Genomic DNA, 16155 nt, shown 5'->3' on the forward strand with positions numbered 1-16155 from the left:
GCCCCGGGGGCGGGGCGGGTTACGACGCGTCCCGCCCCCGGAAGGTCCGCCGGTAGGTGTCCGGCGGGACGCCGACCGCCCGGTGGAAGTGGCGGCGCAGCGTGGTGGCGGTGCCCATGCCGGTGCGCGCGGCGATGCGTTCGACGGCGGTGTCGGTGGTCTCCAGCAGCTCCTGCGCGCGCCGGATGCGCTGCGCGTGCAGCCACCGCAGCGGGGTCACGCCGGTGCTCTGGTGGAAGTGCCGGGTCAGGTGGCGGGTGCTCATGCCGGCCCGGTCGGCGAGGTCTTGGACGGTGAGCGGTTCGTGCAGCCGGTCGAGCGCCCAGTGCTGGAGGTCGGCGATTCCGTCGCCGGTGTGCTTCGGGACGGGGGCGGCGATGAACTGCGCCTGGCCGCCCTCGCGGTGCGGCGGTACGACCAGGGTGCGGGCGAGCGCGTTGGCGACGGCGGTGCCGTGGTCGAGGCGCACCAGGTGCAGGCTGAGGTCCATGGCGGCGGCTTTTCCGGCGGCGGTCAGGATCCGGCCGTCGTCGGTGTAGAGGACGTCGGCGTCGACGCGCACCTTCGGGTAGCGCTCGGCGAGCCGGTCGGCGTGCATCCAGTGCGTGGTGGCGCGCCGTCCGTCGAGCAGGCCGGCGGCGGCGAGGACGAAGGAGCCGGTGCAGAGCGACGCGATGCGGGCGCCGCGCGCGTGGGCCGCGCGCAACGCGTCGAGCAGGTCGGCGGGCGGGCCGGCCTCGATGTCGTCGCAGGACGGGACGATCACCGTGTCGGCGCGGGCCAGCCGGTCGAGCCCGTGCGGCGCGTCGACGCTCAGCCAGCCGAGCCGGGCGCCGGGCGGGCCGCACACCGCGAAGTCGTACCACGGGTCGGCGAGGTGCGGCCGGGGCATGCCGAAGACCTCCCCGGCGATGCTCGCCTCGAAGAGCATCGCGCCGTCGTACACGGGCATCGCCACCAGGGTCATGTCCGAAAGTGTACGCATGCCGTCGGTTGCGACACTCGTCCCGGCGGGGCGCCGAGCCGAAGATCGATGACATGAACACAGACACGAACACAGACATGAACGCAGACATGAACGCAGACACGAACAGCGGCGCGAACACCGGCGCCCCGCGGCACACCGTCGCCCTGTTCGGCGCGTACGGACACACCGCCCGCTTCCTCGTCGACACGCTGCACCGGCGCGGCTTCGGCCTCGCGCTCGGCGGACGCGACCCGGAGCGGATGCGGGCGCTGGCGGAGGCGCACCCGTACGCCCGCGTCCACGTCGCCTCGGTCGACGACCCGGCCTCGCTGGACGCGCTCCTCGCCGGAACCTCGCTGGTGGTGAACGCCGCAGGCCCCTTCGGCGACACCACCCCGCCGCTGATCGAGGCCGCGCTGCGCGCCGGCGTCCACTACATCGACATCACCGGCGAACAGCCGGTGACCCGCCGCACGTTCGAGACCTACCGCGACCGACTCGCGGACAGCGGGCTGCTGTTCCTCCCGGCGCTCGGCTTCTTCGGCGCGCTCCCCGACCTGCTGGCCACCCTCGCGATGGGCGACTGGGCCGCGGCCGACGAGATCTCGGTGGCGTTCGCGCTGGACAGCTGGCACCCGACGGAGGGCACCCGCAAGGCGGGCGCGCGCAGCGCGGGCCACCGGGTGACGGTCAGCGGCGGCGAACTGGTGCCCTTCGACGACCACCAGACCGACGCGCTGGACTGGGAGTTCCCCGGCGAGGCCGGCACCCAGCCGGTGCGCGCGCTGGGCACGGCCGACCAGATCGTCATCTCGCGGCACCTGAAGGCCCCCGAGGTCCGCGCGTACATGAACGACGCGCCGCTGTCCGACCTGCGCGACGCCGGCACCCCGCCGCCCACCGCGGTCGACGAGGACGGCCGCTCCGCGCAGACCTTCCTCGTCGACGTCGTGGTGCGCCGGGGCGCCGAACGCCGCGCCGCCTCCGCGACCGGCCGTGACATCTACGCCGTCACGGCCCCCCTGGTCGCGGAGGCCGTGGCGCGCGTCCTGGACAGCCGCACCGCGCCGCACGGTACGGCCACCGGGGTCCGCGCGCCGGGAGAGGTCTTCGACGCCGAGGACTTCCTCGCCGCCGTCACCGACCTCACGTACGCCGTGCGCTGAACTGCGGCCCAACAGCGGGACATCTTCACGCGGTTGCGGGGGATCGCCGACCCGTACGCCGACCGCTGAGCGGCCGCGCGGCCACCGGGCCACGCGGCCACGTGACCACCCGGCCGTCCGGCTACTCGGCGACCTCGGTGTAGCGGCCGGCCTCCGGCGTTTCCGCATCGTCCCACGGGGTCTGCCGGTCGGACAGGTCCACCTGGACGCCGGCCGGAACGAGCGTGCGGTGCACCCGCTCCGCCGCCTCCTCGCTCACGAAGTGGTGGCGCAGCGACAACCGCTGAAGATGGGTCAGCGGCTGTCCGGCGAGCAGCGCCTCGACGCCGGTGTCCGACAGCGTGCCCATCGACAGGTCCAGCGACGTCAGCCGCGCGACGACGGCCGCGCCGGCGACGGCGGCGCACACGTCGTCCTGGATCTCGCTGTTCATGAGCCCGAGGTGGCGCAGCGCCGGGAGGCGGGAGCCGGACAGCAGCTCGGCGAGGTCCGCGGCCGTGGCGTCGCCGCCGTACTCCTCGACGCCGAGCCACAGTTCGAGCTCCTCCACGGCCGGGAGGTCACACGCCCCGACCGCCCGCACGACCTCCGCGGGCATGCCGCCGGTCTGCAGCACCAGCCGACGCAGGCGTTCGTGGCGCAGCGGCGTCAGGATCCTCTGCGGCTCCCGGAAGTTCCGCCGCCCGAACCGCAGTCCGACCTCCTCGAGGTCCGGGTAGACCGCGAGCAGCGCCGTGAGGTCCTCCGGCGGGATCCACGAGATCTCGTGCTCCTCCATGACGATGTCGCCGATGAACAGGTGCCGCAGCGCCGGGAACCGGTCGGCGTGCTCCACGAGCAGCGGGACGACGGGATCGGCGTCGTCGAGGATGTCCGTGTCCCAGTAGCCGAGGACGAGCGCACGCACCCGCGTGGTGTCGACGGCGTCCAGGAACATCGAGAACGCCTCGGCGAAGTCGATCTCGGCGTCGAAGTACGTGCCGACCTTCCACGCCACCGCGCCGGCGTCCGGCAGCCCGGCGAACAGCTCCTTGAACCGCTCGTCCCGGTCGTCGTCCTCGTCCCAGCCGTCGATCACGTCGAAGTCGAGGAACGGCCGCACGGCGAGACCGCCGAGTTCCGCCAGGTGGTCGTGGATGCTCATGTCGTCTGCCCCGCTGCCGTGTTCGGATGCGCCGCAGGTGGGCGGCGCCGTTCGGATGACGCGGCGCAGTCTAGGGTCTGCCCGGGACGGGGGCGCCGACCCCGTCCCGGCGGCACACCGCGCCGGTCAGCCTGCGGGCGGACCGGCGACCGTCGCCGAGGCGGTGGACAGGAGTTCGGGGACGCTGCCGGCGAAGTCCGGGAGCAGGCGCATCGCGACGGCCCAGGCCTCGGTGTCGGTGCCGAGGGCGGCGGCGAACAGGGCGGGCAGGTCGGCGCGCGGGGTGTCGGCGTGCCAGCGGGCCCGGCGGTCACGGTGGTCGGTGCCCGCGAGGACGAGCAGGGCGTTCGCGGCGGGGCGGGCCAGGGTCAGCACGTCGTCCGGGGACACCGCGCCGCGGACCAGCAGGGCGTCCGCGACGGCGAGTTCGGAGTCGTCGAGGGACAGCTCGGCGCCCAGCATGCCGAGCAGCAGCGGGCGCGGGCAGTCCGCGTGCCAGGCGAGCGTCTGGTACAGCGGTCGTGTCACCTCGCCGCGTTCGTGCGCCGCGACGAGCGCGTCCCACGGCAGTACGGTGCCCTCGCGCGTGAGGTCCTGGACCTCGCGCCAGGCCGGGTCGACCAGGTGCAGCAGGTGGTCGAGCAGCGCCGCGGGGTCCGCCTCCTCGGCCAGGCGGGCACGCAGCAGCGCCAGGCCGTCGGCCGCGTCGAGGGCCTCGCCGAGCAGCGCGTCGGTGTCGTCGGGGAAGCCCGCGGCGGAGCGCAGCCGCCGGGCCGCGTCGGGGCCGCCGCGCTCCCACACGGCGACCGCGATCCGCAACCGGCCTGCTTCGGTGCGGAGTTCGAGTCGGCTGACGACTGCGGTGGCGACCTTCAGGTCGCCGGACGCCACGCAGAACGGCAGCCACTTCGTGAGCCGGCGGATGTCCGCGCTCCACAGCAGGTCGAGCAGCGGCGCCCCGACGGGGCCCGTGCCGCCGTCGCGGCGGATCCCGGCGACCATTCGTACGCGTTCCTCGTCCGGCACGGCCGGGTTGACGAAGAGCCGTGCGTCGACGGCGGGTTCGTCGAGGTCGAGGAGCGTCCGCAGCTCGTCGGCGGTCAGGTCGGCGCGGCCGGCGAGGTCCGCGGGCGAGAGGGCCTCCGGTCGGGGAGGGGCGGGCGGGAGGTCGGCGATGACGCGCGGGCGCGCTTCGGCCTTCGTCGCGCCGTGTCCGCCGGAGGCTTCGTCCGCGCGCTCGGCGGCGCGCTGTGCGGCCGCCTGCCGGGCGAGCCTGTCCAGGATCGCGTCCATCGGCGACGTCCCGCCCTTGCGCGCTTTCTTCGCGCTCTCCTTGAACTCCGCCCCCAGGCGCGCGATCAGCGCCGCCGAGACGTCCCGCTTGGCGGCCCCGAGCACGATGCCCACCAGTTCCGTGTCGATCTCGTCCATTCCGCTCCCCATCAGCTCCCCCACGGACAACGCCTCGCCTGAAACTCCCCCGCCCGCCCCGCGGGCACCGGTCAGACCGGCTCGTTCACCTTCTCGACCGCCTGCGTCACCTGGTCCGGGCCGCACTGCCAGCGCGCGTAGCCCGGGCTGGTGCGGTTCCACCACTCGGCGTACGTCGCCGCCGCGTCCTCGACGCTGCACCGCTCGGCGCCCAGCACCTCGCGGGCCGCCACGATGCCCTCGGCCAGGGCGAAGCCGTGCTGCTGGAGGAACTCGAAGACGGCGTCCATGCCGTCGGCGCCGGCGATCTCACGGCAGCGCTCGACGCGCGGCGCGAGCAGCCGGGCGCGCCAGGTGTAGCCGTCGGCCGGCGGGACGGCGGCGCTCTCGGCGTACGTGGGCGCGAGCGCGGCGGTCAGCCGGGCCATGAGCGCGTCGACCTCGTCGCCGTGCTCCGGGTGCTCCTTGCCGAACTCCTCCGCGTCGATGCCGACGCCTTCGAGGAAGTCCGCGTCGATGCGCCGCCCGGCCCAGTCCGGGTCGGCGGTGACCAGCGTCTCGAGTAGCAGCGAGGCGCGCAGCGGCACCGCCTCGGCGAGCAGCACGGCGTCGTACAGGTCCTTGCCCTGCGGGTAGGTGTCGGAGACCAGCCACAGCAGCTTCCACGCCAGCGACAGCTCGGGCGTCGCGGCGAGGATGCGGTGGCCCTCGGGCGTGTGCCGGCTCGGGACGGTGGTGAACTCCGGTGCGGCGGGCAGCTCTTCGTTGAAGACGAAGTCGAGCTGGACGCTGCCGGACGGCAGCCCGTCGGCGTGCCACGGGAGCACCATGCGGCGGCCGGGGACGCGGTCGTAGGTCCAGATCTCGTCGCGCGCGGCGCCGGCGGCGTCGATGCGAACGCCGCTTGTGTCCGAGACGGCCTCGGCGGCGGTCTGCGCCGCGGCGGCCAGGTCGTCCAGCATGCGCTCGGTGCGCGGCTCGCTGATGCCCCAGGTCGCGGGCAGCACGACGAAGTCGAGGTCGCCGGGCTCGCGGGCGGCCGCGCCGTACCACGCCTTCAGCAGCACGCTGCCGCGCAGCACGAGGTGTTCGGCCCACGGCGAGCCGGCCAGCGCGGCCAGGACGTGGTCGAGCGCGTCGCGGCGCGCCTCGTGCCAGCGCGCGGCCAACTCCTCGGACGCGAACTGGGGTTCGCCCGCGCGCATGGCCTTCGAGTAGTGCTGCAGGGCGGGTTCGAAGACCGGCCGCTGCACGATGCCTTCGCCGCGCACCACGGACAGCGAGGCCGGGAGTCCGCTGTCGTTGCGCATGTCGTCGTCGAGCGGCTCCTGCGGGACGACGGCCGTCTCCGGCCACGGCCCCCACCCGATGTCCTCCCAGGTGCCGGGGTGCTGCTCTTCGGCCATGTCGGTCATTGCGCGCGGTCGCCTCTCTTTTCGATGATCCAGCCGTCGTCGAGCGTCTCGTCGTCGTCGAACACCACGAACTCCCGCTCCACCGAGAGGACCCGGTGGCCCGCGCGGGTGAGCGCGGCGACCAGGTCGTCGAGGGCGCGCGCCGCACTGCGGTCGCCGACGGCGCGGCGGCGCTGCGTGACGAACCGCTCGTGGCGCCCGTCGTCGCGGCGCCGCCGCGCGTTGTGCGACAGGTGCGCGGCGTGCGGTGCCACCAGCGCGGCCAGGGCGGCGTGCGCGGCCGCGTCGAAGCCGGTGTCCAGCAGCAGTTTGACGTGGTGCTCGAAGTAGTGCGCGGGCCCCAGCTCGGCGCCTTCGGCGTCGGTGGCCGGCACCCCCTCGTGCCACGGCGCGGCCTCGACCTTGACCCGCACCGGATGGAAGCCGTCCGCCCGTGCCGCGCCGACGAGTTCGGCCGCCGCGTCGCGGGCCGCGGCCAGCGTGGTGGTGGCGCGGAGCGTCAGCATGGGCTGCGAGACGCTCTGCCCGCGGTCGAGCACGATGTGCGTGACCCCGGTCCCGCGGGCGGTCCCCCACGCGGCCAACGCGTCGAAGTGCGCGTCGGCGCAGCGGAAGGTGACGTGCGTCTCGAACTCCCCCGGCACGTGGTCGGGGAAGGCTCGGACGGCGGTCGTGGTGGTCGTCGTGGCGTTCGGCACGCGCCGATGATCCCAGTCCGGACCGACAGCCGCGCGGTGGTTTCCGCCGCGGCGGAACAGGCTCCGGGCTATGGCGCGGCGGGCCCCGGGAACGGGGCGGCCGCGCTGGGGACCGGGGTGTCGTCGAAGATCACGCCGGGGTCGGACGGCGTCTGGTTGAGCACCCACAGGCCGATCAGGGTGGCCAGCGCGAACACCACGGTGATGGCGATCGCGAGGACCATCCGGCGGCGGCGTTCGCGGCGCAGCCAGTCGCCGCGGGCGGTGCGGTAGGCGTCCGGGGCCGGCCGCACTTCGGCGGCGAGGGTCTCCAGGGCTTCCTGGAGCAGGCGTTCGGTGGTGGGCGGCTCGCTCATCGGCGGACCTCCATGACCTGGGTGAGCGCGGCGAGTCCACGGGAGGTGTGGGTCTTCACCGAGCCGGTCGAGATGCCCATGGTCGCGGCGATCTCGCTCTCCTTCAGTCCCATCCAGTGCCGCAGCACCAGCGCCTCGCGCTGCCGGGCGGGCAGCGCGCGCAGGGCCGCGATCAGGGCGTGCTGGTCGTCGCGGAGCAGGGCGGCGGTCTCGGCGGAGGCGACCGGGTCGCCGGGGGCGTCCGCGGTGTGCTTGCGGGCGACCTGGACGCGGCGTATCTGCATGCGGGTCAGGTTGCAGACGACCGAGCGCAGGTAGGCCTCGGCGGCGTCCGGCTTACGGAGTTTCCGCCACTTGCGGTAGATCTCGTAGAACGCCTCGGCGGCGATGTTCTCCGGGTCCTCGGCGCCGAGCAGCGCCGCGAGCCGCAGCATCGAGGTGTAGTGGCTGTCGAACAGCCGGGCGACGAGGGCCTCGCGCTCGGGGTCCGCGTCGGCGGCCGCCAGCGGGACGACCGACGCCGCGGACGGAACGGCGGGGGCGGCCTCGGGCGCGTTCGGCGCGGCGAAGGGCGCTCCGTCGGAGAGCGGCCGGTCCGCGGCGGGCTCGGGCCTTGGGCCGTGGCCGGGCGACGGCATGACGTCGGCGTTCGCTCGCGTCCGTTTCATGGCCGGCTCGCTTCTCCTCCCTGGGGGCGTCCGAGGGTCAGGCGGTCGGGCAGTTCGGTGGTGTCGCGACCGCGGGGTGCGCCGATTCTGTCGAAGAACGGGCTGGTTGTCACCGTTACGACCAGGTTCACGGCCACGGCGACGACGCCCGCGTACACCTGCACGCCGTGCCCCGCGAGGTCGAGCGGAACGACCGGCGAGAAGCCCTCGCGCACCGCGAGAACGGTACCGACCGCCATGCCGGCCGCCCACCCGGTGAGCAGCGCACGGTGGTGCAGCCGGCGGGTGAACAGCCCTATCAGGACGGCGGGCAGCGTCTGCAGGATCCAGATGCCGCCGAGCAGTTGCAGGTTGATGGCGGCCTGGTCGCGCAGCCCGAACACGAACGCGATCGCGCCGACCTTGGCGATGAGGGACACGACGCGGGCGACCCGCATCTGCCGCTTGGGGGTGGCCGTCGGGTGGATGTACTCGACGTACACGTTGCGCGCGAAGGAGGTCGCGGCCGCGATCGACATCACGGCGGCGGGCACCAGCGCGCCGACGGTGATGGCGCCGAAGACCAGCCCGGCGAGCGCGGACGGCATCAGGTGGTCGACGAGCATCGGGACGGCCGCCTCGGCGTTGCCGCGCGGCGTACGGACGTCGGCCGCCATCGCGGCGACGCCGAGGATCCCGAACAGGCCGAGCACGGCGGTCCACGCGGGCAGCGCGATGCTGACCCGCCGCAGGGTGTCCGGGCCCGAGGCGGCGAACGCCGCGGTCAGGACGTGCGGGTAGAGCAGGAGCGCGAGCGCCGAGCCGAGGGCGAGGGTCGCGAAGCCGGACTGCTGCTGCTGGGTCAGCAGCAGCGAGGCGTTGCCGGTGCCGGTGCCGCGCGCGGCGAGGTGCCGCCCGGCCTCATCGAACACCTTTCCGGGTCCGCCGAGCTTGGCGAGGACGAGCGCGAAGGCGGCGACGGCCGAGCAGAAGATCGCGGCGCCCTTCATCGCGGAGATCACCGTGGGGGCGCGCAGCCCGTGCCGGTAGGTCGCCAACGCGAGGCCGGCGAACAGCGCGATCATCGCCAGGTCGCCGTACGCGCCGCCGGGGTACATGCCGCCGGCGACCAGCACCGCGCGGATGCCGAGGAGTTGCAGCGCGAGGTAGGGCATGGTCGCGAGGATGCCGGTGAGGGCGACGACCAGGGCGAGCGGCGCGGAGCCGTACCGGCCCTTCACGAAGTCGGCGACGGTGACGTACCCGTGCCGCCGCGCGACCATCCACAGTCGCGGCAGCAGCAGGAACGCCATGGGGCACACAATCACGGTGTACGGCAGGGCGAAGAACGCCGAGGCGCCCTCGCCGTAGATGAGGCCGGGCACGGCGGTGAAGGTGTAGGCGGTGAAGATCGTGCCGCCGAGCAGGAACCACGTCCACACCGGGCCGAGCCGCCGGTCGGCCAGCGCCCAGCCGGTGAGCGAGGGCAGCGCGTCGCTGCGGTGCAGGCGCCGCGCGGTGACGGCGAGCAGCGAGGCGCCGCCGACGACGGACAGGCAGGCCGCGGCCGTCACGCCGTCGATCATCGGTCACCGTCCCGTCGGGGGTCGCTTTGGAACACGCTCGAAAAATTTCTTGGGATTCTCCGGATCCGCTGTCATCCGAATCGGGGGGCCGCGCAACTCTTCCACAGAACGCGCGGACGGACAGCCCGCGCCGCCTGGTACATAGCGGACACATCCGGAGAACCCCGGCACTCCGCGAACACCAGGCATACGCCTCGGATCCGGTGAACCCGGAAGTGGGCGAGCGAGAGAGCGAGACGCGGTACGACACGGCGGCAGGAGGTGCGCATGCGAGGCGGAGACCGGTCATCCGGCGGCGGCCCCGCCCGCCTCCGGCTCCGGCGGATCACCGCCGGGCTGTGCCTGGCCCTGCCCGTGGCCGCGCTGCTGTGGGTGCCGTCCTACGCACGGGGCGGCCCCGAGCTGGGCGGCGTCCCGTTCTTCTACTGGTACCAGTTCGCCTGGATACCGGTGTGCACCGTGGCCATGGCCGCCGCCTACTGGCTGCTGAGGCCCCGGTCCGCGTACGAGACCTGACGCACGCACCGCCGCCCACCGACCGCCGGTGGCGTCCTCGCCCCCCGGGGACGCCACCGGAACACCACCACCAACACCCTCACGGACGTGTGGCGATGCCGCACGCCCGGCGCACCCGGGCACGGCCCGCCCCCACCCTCCAAGGAGTCCCGCATGCCCGAAACCGGCACCCGCGCCCCGCGCGCGAACCTCAGATCGGTGCTGACCTGGTCCGCCGTCGCGGTGGCCGGTGCGATCGCCTGGGCGGTGGTCGCGCTCGCCCGCGGCGAGGAGATCTCGGCGGTGTGGCTCATCTTCGCGGCGGTCGCGTCGTACGCCGTCGCGTACCGCTTCTACGCCCGCTTCATCGCGCGGCGCGTGCTGCGCGTCGACGACACCCGCGCGACGCCCGGCGAGCGGCTCGAGGACGGCGTCGACTTCCAGCCGACCGACAAGCGCGTGCTGTTCGGCCACCACTTCGCGGCCATCGCGGGCGCCGGACCGCTGGTCGGCCCGGTGCTGTCGGCGCAGATGGGCTACCTGCCCGGCACGATCTGGATCATCGTCGGCGTGGTCTTCGCGGGCGCCGTGCAGGACATGGTGGTGCTGTTCCTGTCCATGCGCCGGGACGGCAAGAGCCTCGGGCAGATGGCCCGCGACGAGATCGGCAAGGTCGGCGGGTTCGCGGCGCTGATCGCGGTGTTCGCCATCATGATCATCCTGCTGGCGGTGCTGGGCCTGGTCGTCGTCAACGCGCTGGCGCACTCCCCGTGGGGCACGTTCTCCGTCACGATGACCGTGCCGATCGCCCTCTTCATGGGGATGTACCTGCGGTTCATGCGCCCGGGCCGGGTCGTGGAGACCACCGTCATCGGCGTCGCGCTGCTGCTGCTCGCCATCATCGGCGGGCACTGGGTGGAGAGCTCCAGCCTCGCGGACGCGTTCACGTGGAGCCCCGAGACGCTGGTGTTCTGCCTGGTCGGCTACGGCTTCGTGGCGTCCGTCCTGCCGGTGTGGACGCTGCTCGCGCCGCGCGACTACCTGTCGACGTTCATGAAGGTCGGCACCATCGTGCTGCTCGCCGTCGGCGTGCTGGTGTCCGCGCCGACCATCAAGGTGGACGCCGTCAGCAAGTTCGCCGACTCCTCCACCGGACCGGTGTTCGCCGGCTCGATGTTCCCGTTCCTGTTCATCACCATCGCGTGCGGGGCGCTGTCCGGCTTCCACGCGCTGGTCGCGTCCGGCACCACGCCCAAGCTGATCGAGAAGGAGTCGCAGGTCCCGCTCATCGGCTACGGCGCGATGCTGATGGAGTCGTTCGTGGCGATCATGGCGCTGGTCGCCGCGTGCGTCATCGACCCGGGCCTGTACTACGCGATGAACGCCCCCGCGGGCGTGCTCGGGAGCACGGCGGCCAGCGCGTCGCACGCGGTCGCCGGCTTCGGGTTCACCATCAGCCCCGAGACGCTGCAGTCGGCGGCGAACGCCGTCCAGGAGAAGACCCTCATCGCCCGCTCCGGCGGCGCGCCCACGCTCGCGGTCGGCATGTCGCAGATCTTCTCCGACGCGTTCGGCGGACTCGGCGGCAAGGCGTTCTGGTACCACTTCGCGATCATGTTCGAGGCGCTGTTCATCCTCACCACGATCGACGCCGGCACCCGCGTCGGCCGGTTCATGCTCCAGGACATGCTCGGCAACGTCTGGAAGCCGATCGGCCGGGTCACCTGGAAGCCGGGCATCTGGATCACCAGCGCCCTCGTCGTCGCCGGCTGGGGCTACTTCCTCTACGCGGGCGCCACCGACCCGCTCGGCGGCATCAACCAGCTGTTCCCGCTGTTCGGCATCGCGAACCAGCTGCTGGCCGCCGTCGCGCTGACCGTCGCCACGACCGTCCTGGTCAAGAGCGGGCGGCTGCGCTGGGCGTGGGTCACCGCCGTCCCGCTCGCCTGGGACGTCGCCGTCACCTACACCGCGGGCTGGCAGAAGATCTTCTCGGACGACCCGCGCATCGGGTTCTTCGCGCAGCGCGACAAGTACCAGGACGCCATCGACGCGGGCAAGGTGCTCGGCCCCGCGAAGAACATGGACGACATGCACACGGTCGTGCTCAACAGCACGGTCGACGGCGTGCTGATCTCGGTGTTCCTCATCCTCGTCGCCGTCGTCATGCTCAACGCCGCCTGGATCTGCCTCAAGGCGGTGCGGGCCGGGTCGCTGCCGACGACCGAGACGCCGTACGTCGAGTCCCGCATCGGCACCCTGGCCGACGACCCGCGGGCGGGCGAACTCGTGGGCGCGGGCGGCACGCCGGGCCGCACGTGACCGGCCGCGTGGCGGCGCGCTGGCGGCGGGCCGTCGCCGGAGTGCGCTGGTACGTACGGGAGATCTCCGGCGACGCCGACTACGAGCGGCACTGCCGCCGACACGCCCGCGAGCACCCCGGGGCGCCGGCGCCGACCCGCCGCGAATACGAGCTGTGGCGCACCAGGCGTCGGGAGGAAGGCCCGCTGGCGCGCTGCTGCTGAGAAACGGCCCCGTGGGCCCCTCGTTCACCGAGGGGCCCGCGGGGGCAACGGGGGACGGCGTGCGGCGGGAGGCTCGTAGGGGGACTTCCCGCCGCACGTCGTTCATTGCCTTCCGGGCCCTGTGGTTCGGAGCGGACCGGGCGGTGTGGCATCGTCGGCCGCCATGAACAACTCCCCCGAAACGGAGGCCGCCGTGTCCCCTGCCGGATTCGCCGTCGAGCCGATCGGCCGTGTCGAGTCACCGCTGACCGACCGCGCCGCCGCGCCCCGGCAGGGCGACGAGGGCGCGCCGGACGCCGTCCTCGTGTTCCGGCCGGAGGTCGCCGAAGGCCTGCGCGACCTCGCGCCCGGCACCGAAGTCCTGCTGCTCACCTGGTTCGACCGCGCCGACCGCGACGTCCTGACCGTCCACCCCCGCGGCGACCTGACCCGCACCCCGACCGGCGTCTTCAGCACCCGCTCCCCCGACCGCCCCAACCCGGTGGGACTGCACCGCGTGCAGATCCTCGCGGTCGACGGACTCCGTTTCCGTGTCCGGGGTTTGGAGGCACTCGACGGAACGCCGATCGTCGACGTGAAGCCGGTGCTGGGACGGGTCGAGGAGCGCTGACCGCCTCGCGGCCGGGAGTCATCGTCGAACCCGGGTCCGCCCCGAACACCGTGCGCAGCGCCACGGTTTCGGCGATGTCCGAGACCTTCGTGCCCGACGGCAGGCGCACCGTCGTCGCCGCGGGCGCGTCCCGTTGCAGCGACCAGTCCGGGCGGCCGCGGTTTCGGTCAGGGGTGTTGGACGTTCAGGAACGCCGCGAGCCCCCGGGCCGGTCGGGGCCTAGGGGCTCGTGTGCGGCTTCGGCTGGGAGGAGTCGAACCTCTCCCGAAGGAGCTACCACAGCGTAGTGCCGAAGCACGGTTTCATGATACGGGAGTGATTGCCGGGTTACCAACCGATGACGGCGTTTTGCACCAAAGCGTATGGAGCGTCCACCGGAACGGACGCATAGCGGGCCAGGGTCTCCGAGACCATCCACAGGATGTGCTCGCGGTCGGACTCGTCCGGCGGGTTGATCGGGCGCATGCGGACGCCGACGGAGAAGTCGCTCAGGTTGGAGTCGCGGACGCGGACGTAGCTGCCGTACTGGCCGAACAGCCGGATCGCCTCGACGTCCCAGCCCTGGCGCGTGATGCCGAGCGGAATGATCGTCGGGGCCCCTGGCGTCCACAGGGTGGCGGTCGTGTCGCTGATGTGGACGGAGTCGGCGTTTCCGACGTAGATCGCGTGGCGCTGGAGCTGGAGCTGCCACGGGACGCGGGAGTGCACGACGTTGCCGGTGATCACGACCTCGCGCGCCGAGATCAGCGGGGCCGAGCTGTGCCGGCGGTCGGTGTGGCCGCCGCCGGCGGCCTTGGCGTCGGACGTGCCGACGTGGATGCCGCGCACGACGCCGTCGACGAGGTTGCCGGTGATCCGCACCGTGTACGCGCGCCGCCCGACGACCTCGATGCCGACCATGCCGGAGACCGCGTAGGCGGCGCGCAGGCCGTCGAGGACGCGGACCAGGTCGCGCGGCAGCGGGGGCCGCCCACCGGGCGCGGTCCCGTCCGGGGCCGGCTGCCCCGGGCCCGGTTCCAGCAGGTCGCGCACGGCGTCGCGGACCGCGCGGCGGCGTTCCTGCGGGCTCTTGGCCGCGTCGATGGCGGTGCGGTCGACGGACCGCAGCAGGTCCGCGACCCCCGCGGTCGGCAGGTGCGGCGGGCGTCCCCCGCCGGGCGGCACCGGGCGGACGACGTCCGGCGGTTCGGGTACGGGACCCTCCGGGGGCGTCACCGCCGGCACCCCGTGGTCGAGCAGCCGGCGCAGGGTCGCCGGCAGCGTGCCGCGCCACAGGTCGGGCGGCGTCGGCGGGAGCGGGGTGCGGACCTCGTTGCCGGTGACGGTGGCCTCGTCCGCGTCCGCGATCAGGATGCCGGCCTGCCATTCCCCCACCTGGCAGCGATTGTTCGCGATGTGGACACGCTCGGGCTGCGCCGCGTGCGTCGCGTCCGCGCGCACCGTCACGCAGGTCTGCCGCAGCGTGTCGCCCCCGGGGCAGCACAGGTCGCAGTCGACGACGCGGACGTCGGTGCAGCCGACGAACGTCAGCGCCCCGTTCAGCGACGGCTCCCCGGCGGTCCCGGCGCCGCCCTCCGCGCGCAGCATCCGCACCTCGACCTCGCTGCACTTCTCGAACCGCAGCGCCGTCTCGTGCGACGTGGTCAGCACCGTGGCCGGCCCCACACCGGTCACCACCACGCGCCGCATCCCGCTGAGCACCACCGGTGCGTCGAGTGTGAACTGCCCGGCAGCCAGGCACAGTTCGCCGCCGTCGTACGGCAGCCGATCGACCGCCTTCTGCAGGTCGTCGCCGGGGAACGCCGTGACCGTGCACGTGGACGCCCGGCTGAGCTCGGTCAACGGCAGGAACGGCGCCCGGCAGTCGTGCTCGCGGTACGCGTCGCCGTCGTCCAGGTGCACCAGCGCGAGCGGCGCCGCCCGGTGCTCGATGCCGTCCGGCGGCGCCTCCGTCCGCTGCTCGATGCCGACGCCCGACCCGGCGCGCAGTGCCGCCCCCCACCAGTCCCCCGCCAGGTAGTAGGCGCGGGTCCGCAGGTCGACGTCGGTGCTGCCGCCCACGTAGTCGGTGCCGACGAAGAACAGGCCCAGGTCGACGCCGTGCAGCAGCGCGTGCACCGGCGTCGGCGCACCCACCGCCTGGCCGTCCCAACGCCGCAGCACCAGCCCGGCCGCCCCCGCGGGGGCGCGCACCGCCGAGTCCAACACGATCTTCTGCCCGCTGCCGGTGCCCTGCGTGTCGGCGACCGTGTACAGCGGCCCGTGGTCGAGCCGGTCCGCGCGCCGCGCCAGCCACGACACCTCGACCAGGTCGCCCTTGGCGAACTTGACCGACGGCGACGGCGGAAGGGTCACGGTCGCGCCGACCACCTGGAGGATCCGCACCGCCGACGCCCCGTCGTCCGCCGACCACGCGAACCGCGCGTGCGCCACGTCGCCGGTGTCCAGCACCTCGACACGGAACAGCCCGTCCGGCACCACCTCCAGCGGGTCGCCCGGCGGCGCGCACGGGTCGGCGGCCACCACCGGCCCGCTGCGCCCGATCGTCAGCCAGCCGTTGGAGATGTCCCGCAACTGCAGCGCCGCCAGGGCGTCCTCGCAGTCGCCGGTCGGCGCCGGTCCGACCCGCAGCCGCCAGCCCACCCGGGTCCGCGCCGCCGAGTCGACCGGGTCGAGCGCCGGGTCGACCAGGTCGGCCCACGCCTCGGCGGGCTGCAGGTGTTCGGGGAAGACGTCCAGGTAGACGAGGGCCCGGCCCGTCGGCAGCGCCGGCACGCCTTCCTGCTCGCTGTACCGGAACAGCCCGGGCGCGACGGCCGCCATGCCGTCCACCCACAGCGTGCCGCCCTGCACCAGCAGGTCGTTCGGCGTCCCGGCCTGCACGTACACGTCGAACGCGTCGGAGCCGGCCGGCACCCCGGACGGCCCGATCACCGCCCCGGCCAGCGCCCGCGCGTCCCGCGACGTCGCGTCCAGGTTGAGGTTCCACTCGTGGTCGAGCAGCACCCGGCCCTGCTGCATGCGCGCGCCCGTCCAGCGCTCGCCCGCGCGCAGCGGCACCTTCGTGTAGTCGCCCGTCATGCGTCCGCCCTCCGTGTTCCGTCACCGCAGTCAC

General features: G+C 73.8%; 14 protein-coding genes. 5 read left to right on the forward strand and 9 right to left on the reverse strand.

Annotated features, from left to right (window positions below):
* Positions 1 to 19: 19 nt before the first annotated feature.
* The gene (locus QI554_RS36615) at positions 20 to 967 is read right to left on the reverse strand and encodes a helix-turn-helix domain-containing protein (protein WP_281476581.1); all 948 of its coding nucleotides are present in this window, start codon (positions 965 to 967) and stop codon (positions 20 to 22) included.
* A 107-nt stretch (positions 968 to 1074) separates the two neighbouring features.
* Here QI554_RS36615 and QI554_RS36620 point away from each other — a divergent pair, with 107 nt between their 5' ends.
* Positions 1075 to 2133 carry a saccharopine dehydrogenase family protein gene (locus QI554_RS36620; RefSeq protein WP_281476583.1) on the forward strand — a complete coding sequence of 353 codons (1059 nt, stop codon included), beginning with the start codon at positions 1075 to 1077 and terminating at the stop codon, positions 2131 to 2133.
* Positions 2134 to 2254: 121 nt separating this feature from the next.
* On the opposite strand, the gene QI554_RS36625 is transcribed toward QI554_RS36620, so the two are convergent.
* The 7 genes from QI554_RS36625 to QI554_RS36655 all read right to left on the reverse strand — a co-directional run bounded on the left by QI554_RS36625 (position 2255) and on the right by QI554_RS36655 (position 9410).
* Entirely contained in the window at positions 2255 to 3277 is a 1023-nt protein-coding gene (locus QI554_RS36625; protein ID WP_281476585.1) for an STM4015 family protein, read from the reverse strand.
* 126 nt (positions 3278 to 3403) lie between these two features.
* Entirely contained in the window at positions 3404 to 4708 is a 1305-nt protein-coding gene (locus tag QI554_RS36630) for a hypothetical protein (protein ID WP_281476587.1), read from the reverse strand.
* Between the two features lie 71 nt (positions 4709 to 4779).
* Positions 4780 to 6123: a nucleotidyl transferase AbiEii/AbiGii toxin family protein gene (locus QI554_RS36635; protein ID WP_281476588.1), complete on the reverse strand. Its 1344-nt coding sequence runs from the start codon at positions 6121 to 6123 to the stop codon at positions 4780 to 4782.
* On the reverse strand, positions 6120 to 6821 hold the full coding sequence (locus QI554_RS36640; RefSeq protein ID WP_281476590.1) for a hypothetical protein: 702 nt from the start codon (positions 6819 to 6821) through the stop codon (positions 6120 to 6122). The genes QI554_RS36635 and QI554_RS36640 overlap by 4 nt, the downstream gene beginning before the upstream one ends.
* A 68-nt stretch (positions 6822 to 6889) precedes the next feature.
* The gene (locus QI554_RS36645; RefSeq protein WP_281476591.1) at positions 6890 to 7177 is read right to left on the reverse strand and encodes a hypothetical protein; all 288 of its coding nucleotides are present in this window, start codon (positions 7175 to 7177) and stop codon (positions 6890 to 6892) included.
* Complete coding sequence (locus QI554_RS36650) at positions 7174 to 7845, reverse strand: sigma-70 family RNA polymerase sigma factor (RefSeq protein WP_343230848.1); 672 nt, start codon at positions 7843 to 7845, stop codon at positions 7174 to 7176. The genes QI554_RS36645 and QI554_RS36650 overlap by 4 nt, the downstream gene beginning before the upstream one ends.
* Complete coding sequence (locus QI554_RS36655) at positions 7842 to 9410, reverse strand: sodium:solute symporter family protein (RefSeq protein WP_281476593.1); 1569 nt, start codon at positions 9408 to 9410, stop codon at positions 7842 to 7844. The genes QI554_RS36650 and QI554_RS36655 overlap by 4 nt, the downstream gene beginning before the upstream one ends.
* Positions 9411 to 9677: 267 nt before the next feature.
* Between QI554_RS36655 and QI554_RS36660 the strand changes: the two genes are divergently transcribed.
* The 4 genes from QI554_RS36660 to tsaA all read left to right on the forward strand — a co-directional run bounded on the left by QI554_RS36660 (position 9678) and on the right by tsaA (position 13040).
* Positions 9678 to 9926, forward strand: a complete 249-nt coding sequence (locus QI554_RS36660) for a DUF3311 domain-containing protein (RefSeq protein ID WP_281476594.1) — start codon at positions 9678 to 9680, stop codon at positions 9924 to 9926.
* Positions 9927 to 10079: 153 nt separating this feature from the next.
* A complete protein-coding gene (locus QI554_RS36665; RefSeq protein WP_281476595.1) occupies positions 10080 to 12227 on the forward strand; it encodes a carbon starvation CstA family protein in 2148 nt (715 codons plus the stop codon).
* The gene (locus QI554_RS36670; protein WP_281476596.1) at positions 12224 to 12430 is read left to right on the forward strand and encodes a CstA-like transporter-associated (seleno)protein; all 207 of its coding nucleotides are present in this window, start codon (positions 12224 to 12226) and stop codon (positions 12428 to 12430) included. The genes QI554_RS36665 and QI554_RS36670 overlap by 4 nt, the downstream gene beginning before the upstream one ends.
* 163 nt (positions 12431 to 12593) lie before the next feature.
* Positions 12594 to 13040, forward strand: a complete 447-nt coding sequence (gene tsaA, locus QI554_RS36675) for a tRNA (N6-threonylcarbamoyladenosine(37)-N6)-methyltransferase TrmO (protein ID WP_281476598.1) — start codon at positions 12594 to 12596, stop codon at positions 13038 to 13040.
* Between the two features lie 327 nt (positions 13041 to 13367).
* Here tsaA and QI554_RS36680 read toward each other — a convergent pair whose 3' ends face one another.
* Entirely contained in the window at positions 13368 to 16121 is a 2754-nt protein-coding gene (locus tag QI554_RS36680; RefSeq protein ID WP_281476599.1) for a DUF6519 domain-containing protein, read from the reverse strand.
* Between the last annotated feature and the right edge of the window lie 34 nt (positions 16122 to 16155).

The organism is Yinghuangia seranimata (genome assembly GCF_029953285.1).
Lineage (GTDB): Bacteria > Actinomycetota > Actinomycetes > Streptomycetales > Streptomycetaceae > Yinghuangia > Yinghuangia seranimata.

Bases quoted from the DNA above. Each gene is read 5' to 3' on its own strand.
- QI554_RS36615 (WP_281476581.1), bottom strand. From the start codon at position 967: ATGACCCTGGTGGCGATGCCCGTGTACGACGGCGCGATGCTCTTCGAG.
- QI554_RS36620 (WP_281476583.1), top strand. From the start codon at position 1,075: ATGAACGCAGACACGAACAGCGGCGCGAACACCGGCGCCCCGCGGCAC.
- QI554_RS36625 (WP_281476585.1), bottom strand. From the start codon at position 3,277: ATGAGCATCCACGACCACCTGGCGGAACTCGGCGGTCTCGCCGTGCGG.
- QI554_RS36630 (WP_281476587.1), bottom strand. From the start codon at position 4,708: ATGGACGAGATCGACACGGAACTGGTGGGCATCGTGCTCGGGGCCGCC.
- QI554_RS36635 (WP_281476588.1), bottom strand. From the start codon at position 6,123: ATGACCGACATGGCCGAAGAGCAGCACCCCGGCACCTGGGAGGACATC.
- QI554_RS36645 (WP_281476591.1), bottom strand. From the start codon at position 7,177: ATGAGCGAGCCGCCCACCACCGAACGCCTGCTCCAGGAAGCCCTGGAG.
- QI554_RS36650 (WP_343230848.1), bottom strand. From the start codon at position 7,845: ATGAAACGGACGCGAGCGAACGCCGACGTCATGCCGTCGCCCGGCCAC.
- QI554_RS36655 (WP_281476593.1), bottom strand. From the start codon at position 9,410: ATGATCGACGGCGTGACGGCCGCGGCCTGCCTGTCCGTCGTCGGCGGC.
- QI554_RS36660 (WP_281476594.1), top strand. From the start codon at position 9,678: ATGCGAGGCGGAGACCGGTCATCCGGCGGCGGCCCCGCCCGCCTCCGG.
- QI554_RS36665 (WP_281476595.1), top strand. From the start codon at position 10,080: ATGCCCGAAACCGGCACCCGCGCCCCGCGCGCGAACCTCAGATCGGTG.
- tsaA (WP_281476598.1), top strand. From the start codon at position 12,594: ATGAACAACTCCCCCGAAACGGAGGCCGCCGTGTCCCCTGCCGGATTC.
- QI554_RS36680 (WP_281476599.1), bottom strand. From the start codon at position 16,121: ATGACGGGCGACTACACGAAGGTGCCGCTGCGCGCGGGCGAGCGCTGG.